This window comes from Sphingopyxis panaciterrulae (assembly GCF_014199295.1).
In the GTDB taxonomy this organism is placed as follows: domain Bacteria; phylum Pseudomonadota; class Alphaproteobacteria; order Sphingomonadales; family Sphingomonadaceae; genus Sphingopyxis; species Sphingopyxis panaciterrulae.
Genome location: NZ_JACIJH010000008.1, coordinates 172,836 through 191,013 on the forward strand (window position 1 = coordinate 172,836; position 18,178 = coordinate 191,013).

General features: G+C 65.1%; 18 protein-coding genes and 1 pseudogene. 7 read left to right on the forward strand and 12 right to left on the reverse strand.

All coding sequences use genetic code 11. The features are described 5' to 3' along the window. Positions 1–35 precede the first annotated feature (35 nt). The gene (locus FHR21_RS13095) at positions 36–782 is read left to right on the forward strand and encodes an alpha/beta fold hydrolase (protein WP_184099008.1); all 747 of its coding nucleotides are present in this window, start codon (positions 36–38) and stop codon (positions 780–782) included. Positions 783–820: 38 nt separating this feature from the next. Here FHR21_RS13095 and FHR21_RS13100 read toward each other — a convergent pair whose 3' ends face one another. Beyond that, the gene (locus FHR21_RS13100; protein WP_184099010.1) at positions 821–1,873 is read right to left on the reverse strand and encodes a cobalamin-independent methionine synthase II family protein; all 1,053 of its coding nucleotides are present in this window, start codon (positions 1,871–1,873) and stop codon (positions 821–823) included. 85 nt (positions 1,874–1,958) lie between these two features. Here FHR21_RS13100 and FHR21_RS13105 point away from each other — a divergent pair, with 85 nt between their 5' ends. Beyond that, a complete protein-coding gene (locus tag FHR21_RS13105) occupies positions 1,959–3,524 on the forward strand; it encodes a long-chain-fatty-acid--CoA ligase (protein ID WP_184099012.1) in 1,566 nt (521 codons plus the stop codon). Between the two features lie 233 nt (positions 3,525–3,757). Here the strand turns inward: FHR21_RS13105 and FHR21_RS13110 are convergent, their stop codons facing one another. From FHR21_RS13110 to FHR21_RS13140, 7 genes are all read right to left on the reverse strand, one after another. Next, entirely contained in the window at positions 3,758–4,351 is a 594-nt protein-coding gene (locus FHR21_RS13110; RefSeq protein WP_246427208.1) for a VOC family protein, read from the reverse strand. Positions 4,352–4,368: 17 nt separating this feature from the next. Then, positions 4,369–4,986, reverse strand: a complete 618-nt coding sequence (locus tag FHR21_RS13115) for a glutathione S-transferase family protein (RefSeq protein WP_184099016.1) — start codon at positions 4,984–4,986, stop codon at positions 4,369–4,371. Between the two features lie 47 nt (positions 4,987–5,033). Then, positions 5,034–5,960 (reverse strand): SMP-30/gluconolactonase/LRE family protein, encoded by a 927-nt coding sequence (locus tag FHR21_RS13120; protein ID WP_184099018.1) that lies wholly within the window; start codon positions 5,958–5,960, stop codon positions 5,034–5,036. Beyond that, positions 5,957–6,604: a carboxymuconolactone decarboxylase family protein gene (locus FHR21_RS13125; protein WP_184099021.1), complete on the reverse strand. Its 648-nt coding sequence runs from the start codon at positions 6,602–6,604 to the stop codon at positions 5,957–5,959. The genes FHR21_RS13120 and FHR21_RS13125 overlap by 4 nt, the downstream gene beginning before the upstream one ends. Before the next feature lie 137 nt (positions 6,605–6,741). After that, positions 6,742–7,137, reverse strand: a complete 396-nt coding sequence (locus tag FHR21_RS13130) for a nuclear transport factor 2 family protein (protein ID WP_184099023.1) — start codon at positions 7,135–7,137, stop codon at positions 6,742–6,744. A 9-nt stretch (positions 7,138–7,146) separates the two neighbouring features. Continuing rightward, positions 7,147–8,034 carry an SDR family NAD(P)-dependent oxidoreductase gene (locus tag FHR21_RS13135; RefSeq protein WP_184099025.1) on the reverse strand — a complete coding sequence of 296 codons (888 nt, stop codon included), beginning with the start codon at positions 8,032–8,034 and terminating at the stop codon, positions 7,147–7,149. Further along, the gene (locus FHR21_RS13140; RefSeq protein WP_184099027.1) at positions 8,031–9,326 is read right to left on the reverse strand and encodes a spinster family MFS transporter; all 1,296 of its coding nucleotides are present in this window, start codon (positions 9,324–9,326) and stop codon (positions 8,031–8,033) included. Before FHR21_RS13140 ends, FHR21_RS13135 begins: the two co-directional genes overlap by 4 nt. A 106-nt stretch (positions 9,327–9,432) precedes the next feature. On the opposite strand from FHR21_RS13140, the gene FHR21_RS13145 reads away from it, so the two are divergent. Then, a complete protein-coding gene (locus FHR21_RS13145) occupies positions 9,433–10,200 on the forward strand; it encodes an SDR family NAD(P)-dependent oxidoreductase (RefSeq protein WP_184099029.1) in 768 nt (255 codons plus the stop codon). Between the two features lie 9 nt (positions 10,201–10,209). Here the strand turns inward: FHR21_RS13145 and FHR21_RS13150 are convergent, their stop codons facing one another. Genes FHR21_RS13150 through FHR21_RS13160 form a run of 3 tightly spaced genes read right to left on the reverse strand, consistent with a single transcriptional unit; the run spans position 10,210 to position 13,651 of the window. Beyond that, positions 10,210–10,920 (reverse strand): glutathione S-transferase N-terminal domain-containing protein, encoded by a 711-nt coding sequence (locus FHR21_RS13150; RefSeq protein WP_184099030.1) that lies wholly within the window; start codon positions 10,918–10,920, stop codon positions 10,210–10,212. Then, on the reverse strand, positions 10,917–11,414 hold the full coding sequence (locus FHR21_RS13155; RefSeq protein ID WP_184099032.1) for a nuclear transport factor 2 family protein: 498 nt from the start codon (positions 11,412–11,414) through the stop codon (positions 10,917–10,919). The genes FHR21_RS13150 and FHR21_RS13155 overlap by 4 nt, the downstream gene beginning before the upstream one ends. Beyond that, entirely contained in the window at positions 11,414–13,651 is a 2,238-nt protein-coding gene (locus FHR21_RS13160; protein ID WP_184099034.1) for a TonB-dependent receptor, read from the reverse strand. The genes FHR21_RS13155 and FHR21_RS13160 overlap by 1 nt, the downstream gene beginning before the upstream one ends. Before the next feature lie 124 nt (positions 13,652–13,775). Here FHR21_RS13160 and FHR21_RS13165 point away from each other — a divergent pair, with 124 nt between their 5' ends. Both FHR21_RS13165 and FHR21_RS13170 read left to right on the forward strand, forming a co-directional pair. After that, positions 13,776–14,282, forward strand: a complete 507-nt coding sequence (locus FHR21_RS13165; RefSeq protein ID WP_184099036.1) for a DUF3237 domain-containing protein — start codon at positions 13,776–13,778, stop codon at positions 14,280–14,282. Position 14,283: 1 nt separating this feature from the next. Further along, complete coding sequence (locus FHR21_RS13170; RefSeq protein WP_184099038.1) at positions 14,284–15,009, forward strand: glutathione binding-like protein; 726 nt, start codon at positions 14,284–14,286, stop codon at positions 15,007–15,009. 220 nt (positions 15,010–15,229) lie between these two features. Here the strand turns inward: FHR21_RS13170 and FHR21_RS13175 are convergent, their stop codons facing one another. Beyond that, on the reverse strand, positions 15,230–15,910 hold the full coding sequence (locus FHR21_RS13175; protein ID WP_184099040.1) for a Crp/Fnr family transcriptional regulator: 681 nt from the start codon (positions 15,908–15,910) through the stop codon (positions 15,230–15,232). Between the two features lie 71 nt (positions 15,911–15,981). On the opposite strand from FHR21_RS13175, the gene FHR21_RS13180 reads away from it, so the two are divergent. Both FHR21_RS13180 and FHR21_RS20880 read left to right on the forward strand, forming a co-directional pair. After that, positions 15,982–17,709: an N-acyl-D-amino-acid deacylase family protein gene (locus tag FHR21_RS13180; protein WP_184099042.1), complete on the forward strand. Its 1,728-nt coding sequence runs from the start codon at positions 15,982–15,984 to the stop codon at positions 17,707–17,709. Positions 17,710–17,760: 51 nt separating this feature from the next. Continuing rightward, positions 17,761–18,034: pseudogene (locus FHR21_RS20880) on the forward strand (IS3-like element ISBcen22 family transposase); the annotation flags it as partial. Positions 18,035–18,178 lie beyond the last annotated feature (144 nt).

Here is an 18,178-nt window from a genome sequence, read left to right on the forward strand (position 1 = left end):
CTCAGGGCGAACGGTTTCGAATAAGAGGTATTTATATGTCGCTCCCCATCGTCCTCATCACCGGCCAGCTTCTGACCGACGCCGTGTGGCAGCCCTTGCTCGACGCCTGGACCGACCGCGAGGTCACCGTCGCCGACAATCGCAGCGATGACAGCATCGAAGGCTTCGCGCAGCGCCTGCTCGACAATGCGCCGCCGAAATTCGTGCTGGTCGGCCATGCGATGGGCGGCTTCGTTGCTTTCGAGGTCATGCGCCGCGCGCCCGAGCGCGTCGCGAAGCTCGCGCTGATTTCGACGCTCGCCTCGGCCGACGGGCCGGCGCAGACCGCGCGGCGGCAGGGCTATATTGACCTGGTGGAAAGCGGCCGCTTCGATCAGGTCGTCGAGGAACGCATCCCGATCCTCTTCCCCGAAGAGAAGCGCGGCGACGTGCGACTGCTCGGCATTGCCCGGCGAATGGCAGCGGACACCGGCGCCGACACCTTCCTAGCGCAGCAGCGCGCGATCATGGCGCGCATCGACAGCCGCCCGCGGCTCGGCGAGATCGCGGTACCGACGCTGCTGATCTGGGGCGAGAAGGACGGCATCACCAGCCGGGCGCATCATGACGAGATCGCGGACGCGATCCCCGGCGCGCGGCTGGAGGTCGTGCCGGGGGCAGGGCATCTGCCCATGGTCGAGGCGCCCGAGGTGGTGGTGTCGCTGCTGACAAGCTTTATCGACGAACAAACTATATCATCCCCGCGAAAGCGAAAGCGGGGATTCAGGGCGCGCGTCGGCTGATCCAGCCCTGGGTTCCCGCTTTCGCGGGAATGGCAAAGCTACTTGAGTTCCGCCCGCACCAGCGCCGCGCCGTCGACCATCGCCTTCAGCTTGGCCTGCGAATGCGCGCGGCTGTGGTATTTCATCCCGCAATCGGGGGCGATCCACAACCGTTCGGCGTCGACATGGCGCAGTGCCTCGCGGATGCGGCCCGCGACGACCTCGGGCGTTTCGACCTCGGGTGTCGACAAGTCGAGCACGCCGTACATGATCGTCTTGGTCGGCAACTCGGCGAGGATCGCGGGATCAAGCCCCGGCTGCGCCGCCTCGATCGAGATCACGTCGATGTCCGATGCCTCGAGTTCGGCGAGGAAATCATAGGCCTTGGGCTTCGGTCCCGTTGCACCCGCGCCATGATGCACCATCGCATAGCCGAAGCAGATGTGGAGCGCGGTTGTGCCGCCGACGCCGTCGAGCGCGCGGTTGATCGCCTCGATCGCATAGGCGCCGGCTTCGTCGGCGCGCGCCTGCAGATAGGGTTCGTCGAGCTGGACGACGTCGACTCCGGCCGCGAACAGATCCTTGACCTCGGCATTGACCGCGTCGGCATAGTCCATCGCCAGCGCGCGAGCGTCGGGATAATAGCCGTTCTCGGCCTGCTGGGTCATGGTGAAGGGGCCGGGGAGGGTGAGCTTGACCGGCCTCGTCGAATGGCGGCGCAGAAAGGCTGCATCCTGCGCCTCGATCGGCGCGACGCGGCGGATGGGACCGGAGACGAGCGGCACCGGATTGGCGTTGCCGGTGCGGTCGACGGCGGTCCCGTGCTTTTCGGGGTCGATCCCCGAAAGCGCGGTCGCGAGGCGGTTCGAATAGCTTTCCCGCCGCATCTCGCCGTCGCCGACGATGTCGATGCCCAGTTCCTCCTGATCGCGGATCGCCATCAGCGTCGCGGCTTCCTGCGCATCGGCGAGCCAGGGGGCGGGGATGCGCCACAGCGTTTCGGCGCGCACGCGCGGCGGTAGGCTGGCCTTCAGCCGCTCGCGGTCGATCAGCCAGTCCGGCTGGGGGTAGCTTCCGACGATCGTCGTGGGCAGGATGGGATGGTCGAACAAGGCTGATCCTCTCGAATTTTTGGGCTGGCCAGTATTTACTTAGTATTCTATCTATTTCAAGCGAAACAGTCGGTGGGAGGGCGAAATGATCGATCTGGAAGCCATCAGGACATTGGCCGATATTCCGGCGGCGCAGGCGCGCAGGCGCGGCGGTGCGGTCGCGGTGAAATTCGGCGCGCGCGAGACCAGCTTCGCCGAACTCGACGCCCGATCTAACCGCGTCGCGCACGCGTTGCTCGCCTCGGGGGTCGCACCGGGCGACCGGATATCGGTGCTGACCAAGAACCACGACGGCTGGTATCCGCTCTTCTTCGGGACCGCGCGGGCGCGCGCCTGTCTCGCGCCGGTCAACTGCCGACTCGCGGCGGGCGAGATCGCCTTCATCCTCGGCGATGCGGCGCCGAAACTGCTGTTCGTCGGCGAGGATTTCTTCGACCTCGCGCTGGCGGCGGTCGCGGATCTCGACAGTCCGCCGCGGCTGATCGCGCTCTACGGCGGACATTCGGCCTTCGAGAGCCTCGACGCGTGGCTGGGCGATGCCCCCGCGACGCCGCCCGCCGACGTGCCGTGGCTCGGCGACGATGTGCTTCAACTCTACACCAGCGGCACCACCGGGCGGCCGAAGGGCGTGGTGCTCGCGAACAAGAACTACCGCCGCTTCCTTGAAATGGCGACCGAGGTCGACGGCTTCGCCTATGGCGAGGACGAGACGGTGATGATCGTCATGCCGCTGTTTCACGTCGCGGGAACCAATGTCAGCTTTTCGGGCCTCGCGCAGGGCGGGCGGCTGGTGCTGGTCAAGGATTTCGCAGCGCCCGACGCGATCCGCATGATGAACGAGGAACGGGTCGCGCACGCCTTCCTCGCGCCCGCGATGATCCAGATGATGCTGCAGCAGCCCGAGGCGGCGGGCGGCGATTATTCGCAGCTCCGTTCGATCGCCTATGGCGCCTCGCCGATCGCCGAGGATGTGCTGCGCCGCGCGCGGACGACCTTCGGCTGCGACTTCGTGCAATTCTATGGCATGACCGAAAGCTCGGGCGGCGGCTCCTATCTGTCGCCCGCGGCACACGACCTGCCGGGCAAGCTTACCTCGTGCGGCCAGCCGTGGCCGGGGACGGAGATGGCGATCCTCGATGGCGAGGGGCGCGCGATGGGCGACGGCGAGATCGGCGAGATCGCGATCCGCGGCGACATCGTGATGAAGCAATATTGGAACCGGCCCGAGGCGACCGGGGAGACGGTGGTCGACGGCTGGCTGCACACCGGCGATGTCGGCTATCGTGACGCCGACGGCTTCTATTTCGTCCACGACCGGATCAAGGACATGATCGTGTCGGGTGGCGAGAATGTCTATCCGGCCGAGGTCGAAAGCGCGATCATGGGCTGCCCCGGCGTGGCCGACGTCGCGGTGATCGGCATCCCCGACGAGCGTTGGGGCGAGGCCGTGAAGGCGCTGATCGTGCCTGCCGCCGGCGCGACTCCCGATCCGGGCGAAGTGATCGCCTGGGCGCGCGAGCGAATCGCGGCTTACAAGGCGCCCAAGAGCGTCGATTTCATCGACGCGCTACCGCGCAATCCGTCGGGCAAGGTGTTGCGGCGGGAATTGCGTGCGCCCTATTGGGAAGGTCGCGACCGCGCGGTGGGATAGGGATAGGTCGGTTTGGGGGTGGGGAGCGGACGTTGCATAACTCGTCGCCCCCGCGAAGGCGGGGGCCGCTGGAGGCCTGTTCCTGCGCCGCTGCGTAAAACGACGGCGGCCCCCGCCTTCGCGGGGGCGACGGCTGTTTTCGGCCACAACCGGCCCAATCCGGTCGCCGCCTTCGCGCAAAAAAAAAGCCCGGCGCGAACGCCGGGCCCCAGGGGTCTTCTCGGAGGAGAAACCTATTCTGCCGGAACCGGCGCCCGGCCGGTGATCATGCCTTCGGCCTTGGTGCCGTCGGCCCGGACGGGGTCGTGCGCGATGTCGCGTTCGTCGAGCGCTCTCGTCCATGCCGCGAACTCCAGGCACACGCCGTCGGGGTCGAAGAAATAGACCGAGCGGACATAGACGTCGTCGTTCATTTCGGCCGACGACTGGGTCGGCGAATTGTCGTGGTTCAGGATCGGCGTGACCTCGACGCCCTTGTCGACCAGCCGCTGGTAATATTCGTCGAACTTTTCGGCGCGGACGTTGATCGCGATATGGTTCATCGAACCATGCGCCGACACGAAGCTGCCCCGGGTCGGCAGTGCCGCGGGGGCCGAGACGCCCGGCGCCGCTTCGGGCGCATTCGGGAACCAGAAAAAGGCGAGCGCATCGCCGTTGCCGATGTCGAAGAAGAAATGCTGGCCGCGCCCGCCGGGAAGGTCGATCGTCTTGGTCAGCGGCATGCCGAGGATGTCGCGATAGAATTCGACCGTCTTCGCCATGTCCTTGCATACGAGCGCCAAATGGTTGACGCCGCAAAACTCGAATTCGCTATTCGTCTCTGCCATCATCCGTCTCCTTTGTCTTAGCTGGGGTTGGCGCTCGACCGGGCCTTCATGCCCTCGTACCAGCGCAGGATATTGCCATTGGCGGGGTCGAGCGGCTGCCCCACCCCGGCCCCGAAATCGAGGAAAGCGAAGAGCAGGATATCCGCGAGGCTGATGCGGTCGCCGGCGATGAAGTCGCGCCCGGCGATCAGCGGGTCGAGCCAGCGGAGCCCGTCCTGCGCGACCGCCTTCAGCCCCGCCGCCGCCTCGGGCAGGCAGCGCATCCGCGATTCGAAGAGGGGCAGCCCCTCGGCGAAGCGGAAACCGTTGGTCAGCGGTTCGCAGATCTTGAGGTCGACCCGGCGCGTCCACATCCGCGTCGCCGCGCGTTCCTCCGGTGTCGCGCCGATCAGGACGGGGCGGGGAAAGCGCTCTTCCAGATATTCGCAGATCGCGGTGATCTCGGTGAGGATCGTGCCGTCGTCGAGTTCGAGCGCCGGGGTCTGGCCCGCGGGATTGACCTCGACATTATAGGGCGCGCGCCGGTTCTCTCCGCTCCGAAGGTCCACCGCGACCTCGGTAATACTGATCCCCTTTTCTGCCATGAACAGCGCCACGACGCGGGGGTTGGGGCCAACGCTATTGTAAAATTTCATCCTGTCCTCTCGCGACTCTCTATAGCCATTTTCGCGCCAATTGTCAATTAAGTTGACGATTGATTCGGGCGAAGCCCCGGTCGCGGCCAGCGGACACGATAGAGCGTTCCCGTCGTCGACGCGGTGATATAGGCGTCGCGCCGATCGGCACCGCCGAAGGCGATGTTGGTGATGCCGACATCGGGCAGCGGCAGGAATTCCGATCCTCCGCCTTCGGGATCGAAGATGGTGATCCCGCCCTCGACCATCGTGCCGACGCAGATGCGGCCATTTTCTTCGATCGCAAGGCTGTCGAGCAGGCGAAAGGCGGGCGGCGTGCCGACGAAGCGTCCGGGCGCCCACGGCGGCGGCGGGGCGAGTTCGCCCGGCGCGACGACGTCCATCGCCCAGACGCGCGCGGTCATCGTCTCGCTGACATAGAGCGTCCGGTCGTCGGGCGAGAGGCCGATGCCGTTCGGCCCCATCACCTCGGCGCGCTGGCGGGTGATATGCGAACCGTCGGCCTTGGCGTAATAAATCGCGCCATGATCGCGGCCACTGGCGCGCACCTGCCCGTGATCGGTGAACCAGAAGCCGCCGTGGCCATCGAAGACGATGTCGTTCGGCCCTTTCAGCGCTTCACCCTCGAACCCGTCGTAGAGCGTCGTCACCGCGCCCGTGGCGAGATCGACGCGCTGGATCGAGCCGCAGGCCGCCTCGTTGGCGGCATGGCCCGGGAAGAGCAGCGGGCCGGCCTCGACCCACTGGAAACCGCCGTTGTTGCACACATAGGCGGCGCCGTCCGGGCCGATCGCAAGCCCGTTCGGGCCGCCGCCAAGCTCGGCGACGACCGACAGGCTGCCATCGGTCGAAACGCGGGTCAGCGTGCCGCGCGCGATCTCGACGAGCAGCACCGACCCGTCGGGCATCGGCACCGGCCCTTCGGGAAAGCGGAGGCCCGTCGCGACGATCTCGGGCGCGCCGAAGCCGCTCATTCGGATTTCGGCCGCGGCGCGCTGAGGAAATCGGCGGCGTTGAAGCCCTCGGGCGCTGCGATCTCAACGATCGGGTCCTCGCGCGCGTCATATTCCATGCGCAGCGCGCGGGTGATCACCGCGTGCATGTCGTAAAGGCAGGTGATGTAGGTGAACTCGAAGATCTGCTCGTCGTTCCAGAAGGTCTTGAGCTTGTCGAACACTTCAAGCGGTACGCGCCCGCCGGCCTGACTCAGGCAATCGGCATAGGCGAGCACCGTGCGCTCCTGCTCGTTATAGCAGTCGGCGACGGTCCAATAGGGGATGCCCGCGATTTTCTCTTCGCTGACGCCAAGGCCGCGGAGCGACTTGCAATGCTGCGAAAAGACGAACTGGCTGCCCTTCACCCAGCCGGCGCGTGTCTGGCCGAGCTCGCGAAGAACCGGGTCGATAGTGCGCGCCGGGTTGCGATAGACCGCGAAGCCCTTGACCGCATGTTCGAAGATGTCGGGCGACAGCGCGAAAACGGTCCACCAGTCGCCGGGCGTGCCCGTCGCGGTGCCGGGCTCGGCCACCGGATCGCGCTCCCCGAACAGGCGGTTGTAATAGGCGGTGACGGTCTCGTCGGTGACTTCCGAGCGGGGAACCTGGCGCAGGACGGGCATGGGATACTCCTGAGAAACGATTGAATTTCAGTGCCTCGTCATTGCGAGGAGCGAAGCGACGCGGCAATCCAGAGTGGCGTAAACCGCTCTGGATTGCTTCGCTTCGCTCGCAATGACGATGACTTGGTTCACCGTCATCACGCGTTCGCGAACTTGCGGAATTCGGCAACGTGCGCCGAATCGAAATATTCGTCGAGCCGCGTGATCTTGCCATTCTCGACCTTGCAGATGATCGCGCAGGGCAGGCGGACCTCGCCGTCGTCGTGGATGCGCTTGCCCTTCAGGACATGCTGCTGGACGAAGCCGCCGGGAAAGGCGGTGAGGCGACGGTCGGCATATTCGCGGTCCTTGATCCGCGCGACCATGCCGGTCAGCGTCTGCGCGGTCTGCGCGGGGGTGACGATCAACTCGTCGGTGTTGTGCCAGATCTCGGCGTCGGGGGTGAAGCTGTCCTGCATCGTTTCGATGTCGCCCGCTTCGATCGCGTCGAAGAAGCGCTTCGCCATGTCGCGGATATCATTCTCTTCGGCCATGTTTCTCTCCTAGTGTTTCGCGCCGAACATGCGGCCGCCATTGGCCGCGATCAGCCCATCGATATCGTCGCCCCTGTACGCCGGATCTGCCGACGGCCCGAACGCCGACAGCATATCCTGGGTCACCAGTTCGGCCATCGCCTTCCATTCGGGGTGGGTGAAGATCCAATAATCGCCATTCTCGATCGCCTGTGCGACGCGCGCGCCGATCCTGTCGGGCGACATGCCGCCTGCGAGGACGCCCTGCATCGCCTGGCTCGTCGCGGCCGCTTTGCCGACCTCCTGGTCGACCGGCCGAAGATCGCGCGTCGTCTCGACGATCCGCGTCGCCGACATGCCGGGCATCAGCACCGAAATGTCGACGCATGTGTCGGCAAGTTCGTTGCGCAGCGCCATCGCGATGCCCAGCGTCGCATATTTGGAGCTGATATAGGCGACCGAAATCGGCGGCGGCACGATCGCGACCATCGACGAAGTGATGACGAGGTGGCTCGGCTCGCCGCTCGCCTTCATGTCGCCGAGGAAGCTGCGGCAGGCATAGAGGTGGGCGTGCGCGTTGACGGCATAGTTCCAGCGCCAGACGTCGGTGTCATACTGCTCGAACGGTCCCGACCCGCCGCCGACCCCGGCATTGCTGAACAGGATGCGCACCGGTCCGAAATCGCGCGCGGCGGTGCCGGCCTTCGCCCAACTCGCCTCGTCGGTAACATCGAGCTGGAGACCGAGCGCATCGGCGCCTTCGCCGCGGAGCGCTTCGGCGGCCGCGATGGCGCCGGCGCCGTCGATGTCCGCCAGAATGGCGCGCGCGCCTTTCGCCGCCAAGGCGCGCGCGGTCGCAAGGCCGATGCCGCTTGCGCCGCCGGTGATGAAGGCGATCTTTCCGGCCACATCGGTCATTCGGCGAAATCCTTTTCGAGATGGCGCGTCATCGCGAACTGCGCGAGACCGGCGGCGATCGCGAAGGGGAGGATCGTCATCAGCGCCCAGCGCAGGCTTTCGTCGCCGTGCCCCGGCTTGAGCGCGTCGCTGACGACGCCGATGAACAGCGGGCCGAGCCCGAGGCCGACGATGTTGAACATCAGCATCAGCACCGCCGCCGCGGTCGCACGGCTGCGCGGCGGGGTCAGGTTCTGGACCAGCGCCAGCGCGGGGGCGACATAGGCGGTGCACGCGGCCATCGGGATCAGCATCAGCGCGAGCGAGACCTGCCATGTATCGACGAGCAGCGCGGCGGCAAACGTCGGGATCAGCACGGCGGTCGCGAGCGCGGGGATCGAGCCATAGGCGCGCGGCGAGCGCTTCGCGGCATGGCTGACCAGCCAGCCGCCGCCGAGGATGCCGATACCGAAGGTGATGCCCGCGGCGGGCGCGAACCAGGTGGCCATCGCGTCGAGCGGCATGCCCTGCGTCCGCATAAGGAAGGCGGGGATCCAGTTGAGCATGCCATAGCTGACGAAGGCGGCGAGGCCGCTGCCAATCATCACCATGCGCAGCGACGGGCGGCGGACGAACATGGCGAGGCTCTGCGCGAAGGGCAGGGCTTCGTCGGCGGGCTTGTGCGCGTCCATCGCGCCGCGCGCGGGCTCGCGCACCAGCCAGATCAGCAGCGGCGCGACGATGACGCCGACCACCCCGATGACCAGAAAGGCATTGCGCCAGCCGATGTTCGCCGCGGCCCAGGCGCCGAAGGCGGCGCCGACGAAGACACCGAACGGGCCGTTCAGCGTGAAGAGGCCGATCGCGAGCGGGCGCTGCGCCGACGGATAGAGGTCGGCGATCACCGATAGCGACGGCGCGGTGCCGCCCGCCTCGCCCGCGCCGACGCCGAAGCGCATTAGTGCGAGTTGCCAGAAGTTCGACACCATGCCGCACGCGGCGGTGAAGCCGCTCCACACGACGCATGCGATTCCGATCAGCTTCACCCGGTTCCAGCGATCGGCGATCATCGCGACGGGCACCCCCATCGCGGCATAGAAGAGCGCGAAGGCGAGGCCGGTGAGCAGCCCGAACTGGGTATCGCTGAACTGCATCTCGGCCCGGATCGGCTCGACGAGTACGGACAATAGCTGGCGGTCGACGAAGTTGATCGTCCCGACGAGGAACAGCATTGCGAGCGCCAGATTGCGGCGCAGCGCGAGGCTGGAACCGGACGCGGCGGTGCCGCGATCGACGACGGTGGCCTCTGACATAACTCTCCTCAACGCGACGAGTCTTCTCGTTCAAAAAATACTTAGGTATTTAAGCTTATCTGTCAATGTGCTTTACGGTAGCGACAGGATAGGCGGGAGAGAAGCCATGGATATCAACGGCAAGACGGCGATCGTGACCGGGTCCGCAGGCGGTATCGGCCGCGCGACGGCGGTGATGCTGGCCGCGCGTGGGGCGGCGGAGGTCGCACTGGTCGACGTCAATGAAGCGGGGCTCGTGGAAACCGCGCGACTGGTCGAAGCCGCGGGCGCGCGGACGAGCGTCCACCGGCTCGACCTGTCGGACGTCGCCGCGACCGAGACGTGGTTCCAAGCGCATGGCGACGTCGATATCTTGCACAACAATGCGGGGGTCGTGTCGGGCCTGCCCCAGTTTCCCGACGTCGATGCGGCGCGGATCGCGTGGATCGTCAACGTCAATGTGACGTCGCTAATCGCGGCAACGCAGATCGCCGTGCAGGCCATGAAGGCGCGCGGTGGCGGGGTGATCGTCAACACGGTTTCGACCGTCGCGCTCGGGACCGGATTCTATGACGCGATGTATGCGACCACCAAGGCCGCGGTGATGATGTTCACCCGCTGCTGCGCGTCCCTGAAGGAGGAATGCAACGTTCGCGTCGCGGGCATGCTGCCGGGGCTGGTCGACACGCCGATCCTCGATACGACCGGCGCTGGCGGCAAGTCCGAGTGGATGAAAATGGTGCTCGCGAACAACGAGGCCTGCAGGCCCGAAGACATCGCCGAGGGGGTCATTGCGCTGATCGAAGACGACAGCCTGGCGGGCGGCGACTGGGTTGCGGTGCGGCGGCTGAACGGGAAGGTCGAATATCAATGGGGGCATGCCGACACCGTTTGATGAAGGGAATTAGCGTGTCGGCGCTTCCAGCATATTCTTCCCGAACAGGTTCGACCATTGCTCGTCGGTCAGCACCGGGCGCGCGCTCGACAGGTTGGCGGCGTTCTGGACATCGGTGCCGGCGATCACCGCGGGGCGCTCGCCGATGCGCGCGAACCAGTCGGCGACCGCGGGATGATCGTCGAGGGTCAACCCGATGGCGCGGATCGCGCGCGTCCACGGCCAGCATGCGATGTCGGCGACCGAATATTCCTCGGCCAGATAGTCGGCCTCGCGCAGCCGTCCGTCGAGGACGTGGAGCAGACGCAGCGTTTCGCCCCGATAGCGGTCGACAGGATAGGTCTGCCCCTCGGGTGCATAGCGGATGAAATGATGCGCCTGTCCCTGCATCGGGCCGAAGCTCGCCATCTGCCACATCAGCCATTGCTGTGCCTGACTGCGCCGGCGCGGGTCGGTCGGCAGAAACTGTCCGCTCTTTTCGGCGAGATAGAGCAGGATCGCACCGCTCTCGAATATGGGCAGCGGCGCGCCGCCACCGATCGGATCATGATCGACGATCGCGGGCAGACGGCCGTTGGGGTTGATGCGGCGATATTCGGGGGTCAGATGGTCGCCCGCCAGCATGTCCATCTTGAGCAGCCGGTGCGGCAACCCGATCTCTTCGAGCATGATCGAGACCTTGTGGCCGTTGGGAGTGGGCGTGAAATAGACGTCGATCATCGGGCGTGTCTTTCGGCAAAAATGGCGCGCGCGGCGTCGAAGGCCGCGTCGAAGGCGGCTTTGCCGGCGGGATAGCCAACGACGGTCAAGGTGACGCCGGCAATTTTCCAGCCGTTCTCGCGAACGAGGCGGTGGGCATAATGGCCGATGAGATCGCCCATCAATTCTCGGTCATCGAGGGCGATGAAATGGGCGGCATCGACGATGCTGGTGACCAGCGCCGCGTCGCCGTCGATTGCCGCGACGATATTGTGGAGCCGGTGCGCGGTCGCGTCGAAGCCTTCGAGCGCGCGGCAGCGGTTTGTCCATTCGTCGGCGGGGATGATGGCGACGAGCGAACCAATCGCGCCGTAATCGATCGCGATCTCGTCGGTGAAGAGGGCGCGATAGGCGCCCCAGTCGCGCGCGTCGAGCGCGCTTGCATAAGAGGTCACGGCCGCGACCGCCGCGTCCCTGTCAAGGAAAGCGTCGATCGCGGCCGATCGCTGGGACATCAGAATTTGAACCCGGCCTCGACCGAAATATTGCGGGTGGGTTCGAGATAGAGAATCGCGCGCGACACGCCGGTGATCGGCGCGGGCAGGCGGAAGGCGCTGCCGGTCGTGAGCTGGTTGGTCAAATTCTTGCCGACCAGCGCGAGGTGCCAGCGTTCGTCCTGATCGGAGAGCTGGACGCGCAGGTCGAGCTTCACATAACCCTTCTGGACTCCGAAGATCGGACTCTGATCGTCGGAGTCGAAATATTTGGAGCGACCCGAGGCAACGCCGGTGATGTCGAGCTTCAGGTCGTTCGCGAATTCGACCCGGCCGTGCGCGGTAACGCTGCCCGTCCATTTCGACGTATAGGCGGGGCTGTAACCGGCGAGATTGTTGGTCGCGGGCGTGCAGGTGTCGGGCTGCGACGCGAGGCAGGCGGCGCCGGGATAATCGTCGTATTTGATGTCCTGATAGGCGCCCGACGCGGTGATGTCGAAGTTGCGGAAGGGGAAGAGGCTTAGCGATGCCTCGATCCCCTTCGACGTCGCGCTCGCGGCGTTGCCGGTCAGATAGCTCGAGGATTCGGGCTGATAGACCGAGACCTGCAGATCCTTGAACTCGGTGTGATAGGCTGACAGGTTGGCGACCACCGCACCACCCGCCAGCGTCGACTTGATGCCCGCCTCATAGTTGGTCGAGCGTTCGGGTTCGAAGGTGAAGGTCGAATCGACCGTTCCAAGCGTGTTCGACACGAAACCGCCCGACTTTGATCCGCGGCCATAGGTCGCATAAACCATGACCCGCGGCGCGATATCATATTGCAGCGTGATCGACGGATCGACATTGCCCTCGCTGATCGAACCCTTGGCGCTCGAGATCGGGCGGATCGCGAAGGGACCGTAGACCAGGCGAGCGGCGAAATCGCCATCCTTGCTCGTGTGGCTGTAGCGCAAGCTGCCGATGATGCGGAAGGCGTCGCTGAGGTTCAGCGTGCCCTGGCCGAAGACCGACCAGCTTTCTGCCTCCTGGTTGAAGCGGCTGTCGATGCGGCCGAAATAGGGGCTGCCGAACAGGTCCTCGATGTTGAACCCCTGGAACTGGTCGAGCCGGTAGTTCGAGCGGTCGTAATAGGCGCCGGCGATGAACTCGAAAGTGCGGCCCGTCGGCGACAGGATGCGCAGTTCCTGCGAGAATTGGTCGAAACGCTCGGGGAAGCTGTTGTAGACCGAATTGTTGGTCGCTGCGCCGCCGCCGCCGGGGATCGTCTGATCGAAGCCGTTGACGATGTTCGCATTGAACCACGAATAGCCGGTGACCGAGGTCAGCGTGTAATCGCCGAGCGCTATATTGCCGGTGCCCGAGAGCATTAGCGATTCGGTCTGCATCCCTTCGTCGCCGAGCGCCGAGCGTTCGAGATAGCGCGTCGTCTGTGGGTCCTGCGGGCCGTCGAGCGGGCTCGACACGGTGATGCCGCCAATGACGTCGCGGTTCGCATATTCGGCTTTCACCGTATAATCGAAGTTGGCCGACGGCTCCCATTTCAGCGTCAGTCGCGCGAGCTGCTGCCGCACCTCGGGATCGTCGTGGTTGGTCGCCAGGTTGCGGATATAGCCGTCCTGATTGACGATCTTGTACGCGAGGCGCGCGCTGAGCGTGTCGCTGAGCGGACCCGAGATATAGCCCGAGACGTCGATGCCCTTGTGGTCGAAATTATAGAGCGCTGTGAAAGCGCCTTCGGGTGTGCTCGTCGGGCCTGCCGACACCACGCTGACCGCGCCTGCCGCGGTGTTCTTGCCGAACAGCGCGCCCTGCGGTCCCCGCAGCACCTCGACGCGCGCGAGGTCGAAGAAGGGGGCCTGCGCCTGGCGCGAGCGGCCGGCATAGACGCCGTCGACATAGAGCGACACCGACTGGTCGAAGGCGAAGTTGGCCGGCGGGGAGCCGAAGCCGCGGATATAGATGACGTCGTTGCCCGCGGTCGACTGGACGAAGACGTTCGGGGTGTAGTTCATCACCGCCTTGATGTCGTTCGAGTTGAACTCCGCGAGCTTCTGGCCGCTGACGACCTCCATCGAGATCGGAACATCCTGCAGGCTCTGCTCGCGCTTCTGCGCGGTCACGATGATTTCATTGGTGCCTGCCGCTTCGCCGGCCGGTGCGGCTTCGGCGGCGTCCTGCGCCATCGCGGGCGCAGCGGATGCGAGCATCGCGATCGTTGCGGCGCCGGATAGCAGAATCTGGTTGCGAACCTTCATGGTCACCCTCCCATTGGTGGTATGCGGCGGTACCGAAAACAGCTTTCGATCCGTCAATCTGATTGACCCTTAGTATACTAATGGTTTTAGGCTTGTCCATAGCTCGAAAAGGAGGATTCGGATCATGAGGGAAGAAAATCGGGATAAGGCGCCAGCGGCTCTCGCCAGTCGCCATCTTTGCACGGTCGAATTCGAAGTGGGGGGCGGGCTGATTGCCATCGGGGCTTCGCCCTTCGGCGACCAGCGGCTCGGCTATATCACCGGGGGGCGGTTTTTCGGGCCGAGACTCAATGGGATCGTCCTGCCCGGCGGCGGCAACTGGTCGCGCGGCGGCCGCTTGGGCGAGGCGTCCTCGGTCGGGACGTTCGACGCCCGCGCGGTGTGGCGGACCGACGACGGCGATCTCGTCTATCTCAGCTACACGGGGCGCAGCCTCATCCCCGACGACGTTCGCGCGACTTTCGCCGATCCCGCCGTGCCCGATGCCGACCCGTCGCGATATTATCTGCGAATCGCCCCCGTGTTCGAAACCGCGAGCGCCCGGTACGGCTGGCTCAACGGCCTGCTGGCGGTCGGGGTCGGCACGCGCACCGACTTCGGCGTCCGGCATGTGATCCACGAGATATTGTGAGATGATCGACCTTCACTATTCGGCGACCCCGAACGGCCAGAAGATCGCGATCATGCTGGAAGAGATCGGCGCCTCCTGGCGTGTCATCCCCTATGACATCTTCGACGGCGACCAGTTGAGCGAGGGCTTCGGGCGGATCAACCCCAATCACAAGCTGCCCGCGATCGTCGACCAGTATCCGGCGGGGGGAGGCGCGCCGATCGCCGTCTTCGAATCGGGAGCGATCCTGCAATATCTGGCCGAAAGGAGCGGGCGCTTTCTGCCCGCTTCGGGCGCTGCGCGCGCCGCGACGCTGTCGTGGCTGACATGGCAGGTCGCGGGGCTCGGGCCGATGGGTGGGCAGGCGAGCCATTTCCTGCGCTATGCCCCCGCGGGGCAGGATTATGCGATCCGGCGCTATACGAAGGAGCTGGAGCGTCTGCTCACCGTCCTCGAACGGCGGCTGGCGAAGAGCGCCTATGTCGCGGGCAACGATTATACGATCGCCGACATGGCGATCTGGCCGGGCCGCGCCTCGGCATTCGTCATGGGCATGGGGCTCGACGAATGGCCCGCGACGCATGCCTGGTTCGAACGCATCCGCGAGCGGCCCGCGGTCGCACGCGTCCTGACCCGGGACGATCTGAAGCCGCCCGCCAAATATGTCGGCCGGCACCAGACGTTGAATGAGCGCGAATGGTCGAACATGTTCGGCGATGCGAACCATGCGGCGGTGAAGGGGGATTGAGGCAGATCGCCCGACGAGGGTTGAGGGACGGTTTTCGAACGATTAACGGCATTTTGTGTCTCACACCTTTGTCATTCTCGCTTTCCCGGGCACATCATTGTTATAACTCGCTGGAGATTGCCATTTGATCGTGGAGAACCTGATCGGTTGATCACATCCAGCGCCCTGTGAAGCCCCCGCGACTCTAACCAACGCGGGAAACGCTCTAGCGCCGGGGCGGCTAGTCAGGATCCGCGATCGCAGCCAGGGCGACGGGGTCGAGAATCTTGACCCGGCCATATTGTCGCCGAACGACGCCGCGCGATCCGAGCTCGCCGAGCAGCATGTTTATCCGCTGCCGCGACACCCCGACCAGGCGGGCAAGATCGTCCTGCGTGGCTTCTACCGCGGTACCGCTTGCATGGCCTGCCAGAAAGGCAGCGAGACGCGCGAGTGCCGGCAACGACCGCACCCTCGCCGCATCGCGCATGCCCAGCCGATGATGGGCGCAGTGGAGCAGCGCGAGACCTCTCCAAAGGAGCGGCGCCCGCTCGGCTGCTGCCACGATCGCCGCCATCGCAACGGAAAGGATGATAGTCCCGGCTGCAGCCAGCGCGTCGTGCGGGCGCTCTCCGCCGTCGATGACGGATAGTTCGCCGAACCAGCGTCCGCGCTTGACGATCATCTTCCACTGTTCCTGCCCCGCGACCGGATAGCTGATCAGCCGGACCTGACCATGGACGACCGCATGCAACCCGTTCGGTGGATCGCCGATCCTGTAGACATGGCCGCCATCCGGAAACTCATGCTGCTGGGCCGCAGAGAGCAGAGCGCCTTTATGCTCTTCGGGCAAGCTGCCGAACCAGCTGTCGTTCGCGAGATAGGTAGAGACCGCCACGAGAGCAAAATCGCCCGGGTGCATGTAAATGTCAATGAGATGACATTTGTAGCGTCGCCATCATGCTAGTCTCCAACCGGCAGAGAGGAGTTATCATGGCGGGATTCGATATCGTTATTCGCGGCGGCACGATCGTCGATGGCACCGGATCGCCGGCGCGGCGCGCGGATGTCGGGATCGCCGACGGCCGGATCGCCGCGATCGGCAACATAAGCTCGGCAGGCCGCGAAGAAATCGACGCCGCCGGCCACATCGTCACCCCCGGATTCGTCGACGTGCACACCCATTATGATGGGCAGGTAACGTGGGAAACCCGACTTGCCCCCTCGTCGAACCACGGTGTGACGACGGTTCTCATGGGGAATTGCGGCGTTGGCTTCGCCCCTTGCAAGCCCGACCAGCGCGACATGCTCGTCGCCGTTATGGAAGGCGTGGAGGATGTACCCGAGGTGGTCATGATCGAGGGCCTCCCATGGAACTGGGAAACTTTCCCTGAATATCTGGACGCGCTCGACGACCGGCGCCTCGATATCGACGTCGCGACCCAATTGCCCCATTCCGCGCTTCGGGTTTTCGTGATGGGTGAGCGGGCCGCCGCGCACGAGCCCCCAACGGCCGACGATCTCGAGATGATGCGTTCGCTGACCCGCGAGGCGATCGAGGCTGGCGCGCTCGGCGTGAGCACGTCCCGCAATCTCATGCACCGGACGAAGGCGGGCGAGCTTGCGCCGAGCCTCTACTCCGAAGAGGATGAGTTGAAGGCGCTGGCCCAGGGGCTGCGCGACGCGGGCAACGGCGTCTATCAGATCATTCCGCGCATCATGGGATCCGCCAGCGAGGAGTTCGCTCTCATGCGCAGGCTCGCCGAGGAATCGGGTCGCCCGCTCTCCTACTCCCTGTTGCAGATGCCTGCCGGCGATCCGGACGAATGGCGCACCTCGCTCGATGAGCTGTCAAAAGCGCGCGCCGATGGTCTTGCGATCAAGGCTCAGGTCGCGCCCCGGCCGGTCGGCATGTTGTACGGTCTCGATCTGAGCTTCCATCCTTTCTCGCTTCACCCCAGTTTCCGGCCGCTTCTCGACCTTCCGCTCGCGGCGAAGGTCGAGGCAATGCGCGACCCCGCACTTCGGAAGCAATTGCTGTTCGAGCAGCCCGAAGACAGCAACCCTGTGTTGGTCGCGACGGTGAAGGCCTTCAAATTCGCCTATCCGATGGGCGAGACCCCCAATTACGAGCCTGACCTCGCCGACCGCATCGACCATCGCGCGGCGGCGCGAGGGATCACAGCGGAAGAATATGCCTATGACCTGCTTCTGGAGCAGGAAGGACGGGCAATCCTCTACCAACCAGGAGCGAACTACCGGGACGGCAACCTGGATGCCGTCCATCAGATGCTGTCGCACTCGGGGACCATCGTCGGCCTGGCAGATGGTGGAGCCCATTACGGGATGATCTGCGACGCTAGCTTCCCGACCTTTTTCCTCAAGCGCTGGGCGGGCGAGACTGCCGGAGAGCACCGCATTTCCATCGAAGAGGCAGTCGCGGCGCTCACCAGCGAGCCCGCCGACATGATCGGGCTCGGGGATCGCGGCCGGATAGTCGTAGGCGCAAAGGCGGACATCAACGTCATCGATATGGCCGCGCTCGATCTCGGCCTTCCCGAGGTGGTGAAGGATCTTCCCGCCGGCGGCAGGCGGCTCCGGCAGCTTGCCGATGGCTATAGCGCGACGATTGTGTCCGGTGTCGTCACGTACCGCGGCGGCGAACCGACCGGGGAACTCCCCGGCCGGCTCGTCCGCGGCACAAGGCAGATGGCCGCCTGATCCCCGGCATCAGGCGGGGTCGAACCTCACATAGAGGTGATCGGGGACGCACAGGTTTACCGCTTGCATCGCGAAGAAGGCCTGGTTTTGCGCACCAAACAGCCGCGCCGGCGCAAGATGGTCGTGCACCGCGAGGCGCGTTGCAAACCTGGTCGGACAATGCCTTCGGGGCGAGCATGTTGTCGAGGCCCTCGACCGCCTGGTTCGCGGGCGCGGGGCGCCACGCTATCTGTTCGCCGATAACGGCAGCGAATTTACCGGCCGTCTCATTGATCTATGGGTTTGCTCAACCGGAAGCCGCTCTCACAATCCAGCAGACCACTCGATGGGGGCGGTCAATCATTGACAGCGCCGGTTCCGGCAAGCGGTACAATTGTCAAACGGCGTTCAAAAGGGACCCCCGATCGGCGTCGAAGAGGGACCCCCTTTTTGGATATGATGTTGGTTTGTTGAAGATGGCCTTGCGCTG

Coding starts and splice junctions, on each gene's coding strand:
- FHR21_RS13130 (WP_184099023.1), bottom strand. CDS start 7,137: ATGGCCGAAGAGAATGATATCCGCGACATGGCGAAGCGCTTCTTCGAC.
- FHR21_RS13170 (WP_184099038.1), top strand. CDS start 14,284: ATGATCGACCTTCACTATTCGGCGACCCCGAACGGCCAGAAGATCGCG.
- FHR21_RS13140 (WP_184099027.1), bottom strand. CDS start 9,326: ATGTCAGAGGCCACCGTCGTCGATCGCGGCACCGCCGCGTCCGGTTCC.
- FHR21_RS13125 (WP_184099021.1), bottom strand. CDS start 6,604: ATGCCCGTCCTGCGCCAGGTTCCCCGCTCGGAAGTCACCGACGAGACC.
- FHR21_RS13105 (WP_184099012.1), top strand. CDS start 1,959: ATGATCGATCTGGAAGCCATCAGGACATTGGCCGATATTCCGGCGGCG.
- FHR21_RS13110 (WP_246427208.1), bottom strand. CDS start 4,351: ATGGCAGAGACGAATAGCGAATTCGAGTTTTGCGGCGTCAACCATTTG.
- FHR21_RS13135 (WP_184099025.1), bottom strand. CDS start 8,034: ATGACCGATGTGGCCGGAAAGATCGCCTTCATCACCGGCGGCGCAAGC.
- FHR21_RS13160 (WP_184099034.1), bottom strand. CDS start 13,651: ATGAAGGTTCGCAACCAGATTCTGCTATCCGGCGCCGCAACGATCGCG.
- FHR21_RS13175 (WP_184099040.1), bottom strand. CDS start 15,910: ATGCACCCGGGCGATTTTGCTCTCGTGGCGGTCTCTACCTATCTCGCG.
- FHR21_RS13150 (WP_184099030.1), bottom strand. CDS start 10,920: ATGATCGACGTCTATTTCACGCCCACTCCCAACGGCCACAAGGTCTCG.
- FHR21_RS13095 (WP_184099008.1), top strand. CDS start 36: ATGTCGCTCCCCATCGTCCTCATCACCGGCCAGCTTCTGACCGACGCC.
- FHR21_RS13180 (WP_184099042.1), top strand. CDS start 15,982: ATGGCGGGATTCGATATCGTTATTCGCGGCGGCACGATCGTCGATGGC.
- FHR21_RS13165 (WP_184099036.1), top strand. CDS start 13,776: ATGAGGGAAGAAAATCGGGATAAGGCGCCAGCGGCTCTCGCCAGTCGC.
- FHR21_RS13120 (WP_184099018.1), bottom strand. CDS start 5,960: ATGAGCGGCTTCGGCGCGCCCGAGATCGTCGCGACGGGCCTCCGCTTT.
- FHR21_RS13115 (WP_184099016.1), bottom strand. CDS start 4,986: ATGAAATTTTACAATAGCGTTGGCCCCAACCCCCGCGTCGTGGCGCTG.
- FHR21_RS13155 (WP_184099032.1), bottom strand. CDS start 11,414: ATGTCCCAGCGATCGGCCGCGATCGACGCTTTCCTTGACAGGGACGCG.
- FHR21_RS13145 (WP_184099029.1), top strand. CDS start 9,433: ATGGATATCAACGGCAAGACGGCGATCGTGACCGGGTCCGCAGGCGGT.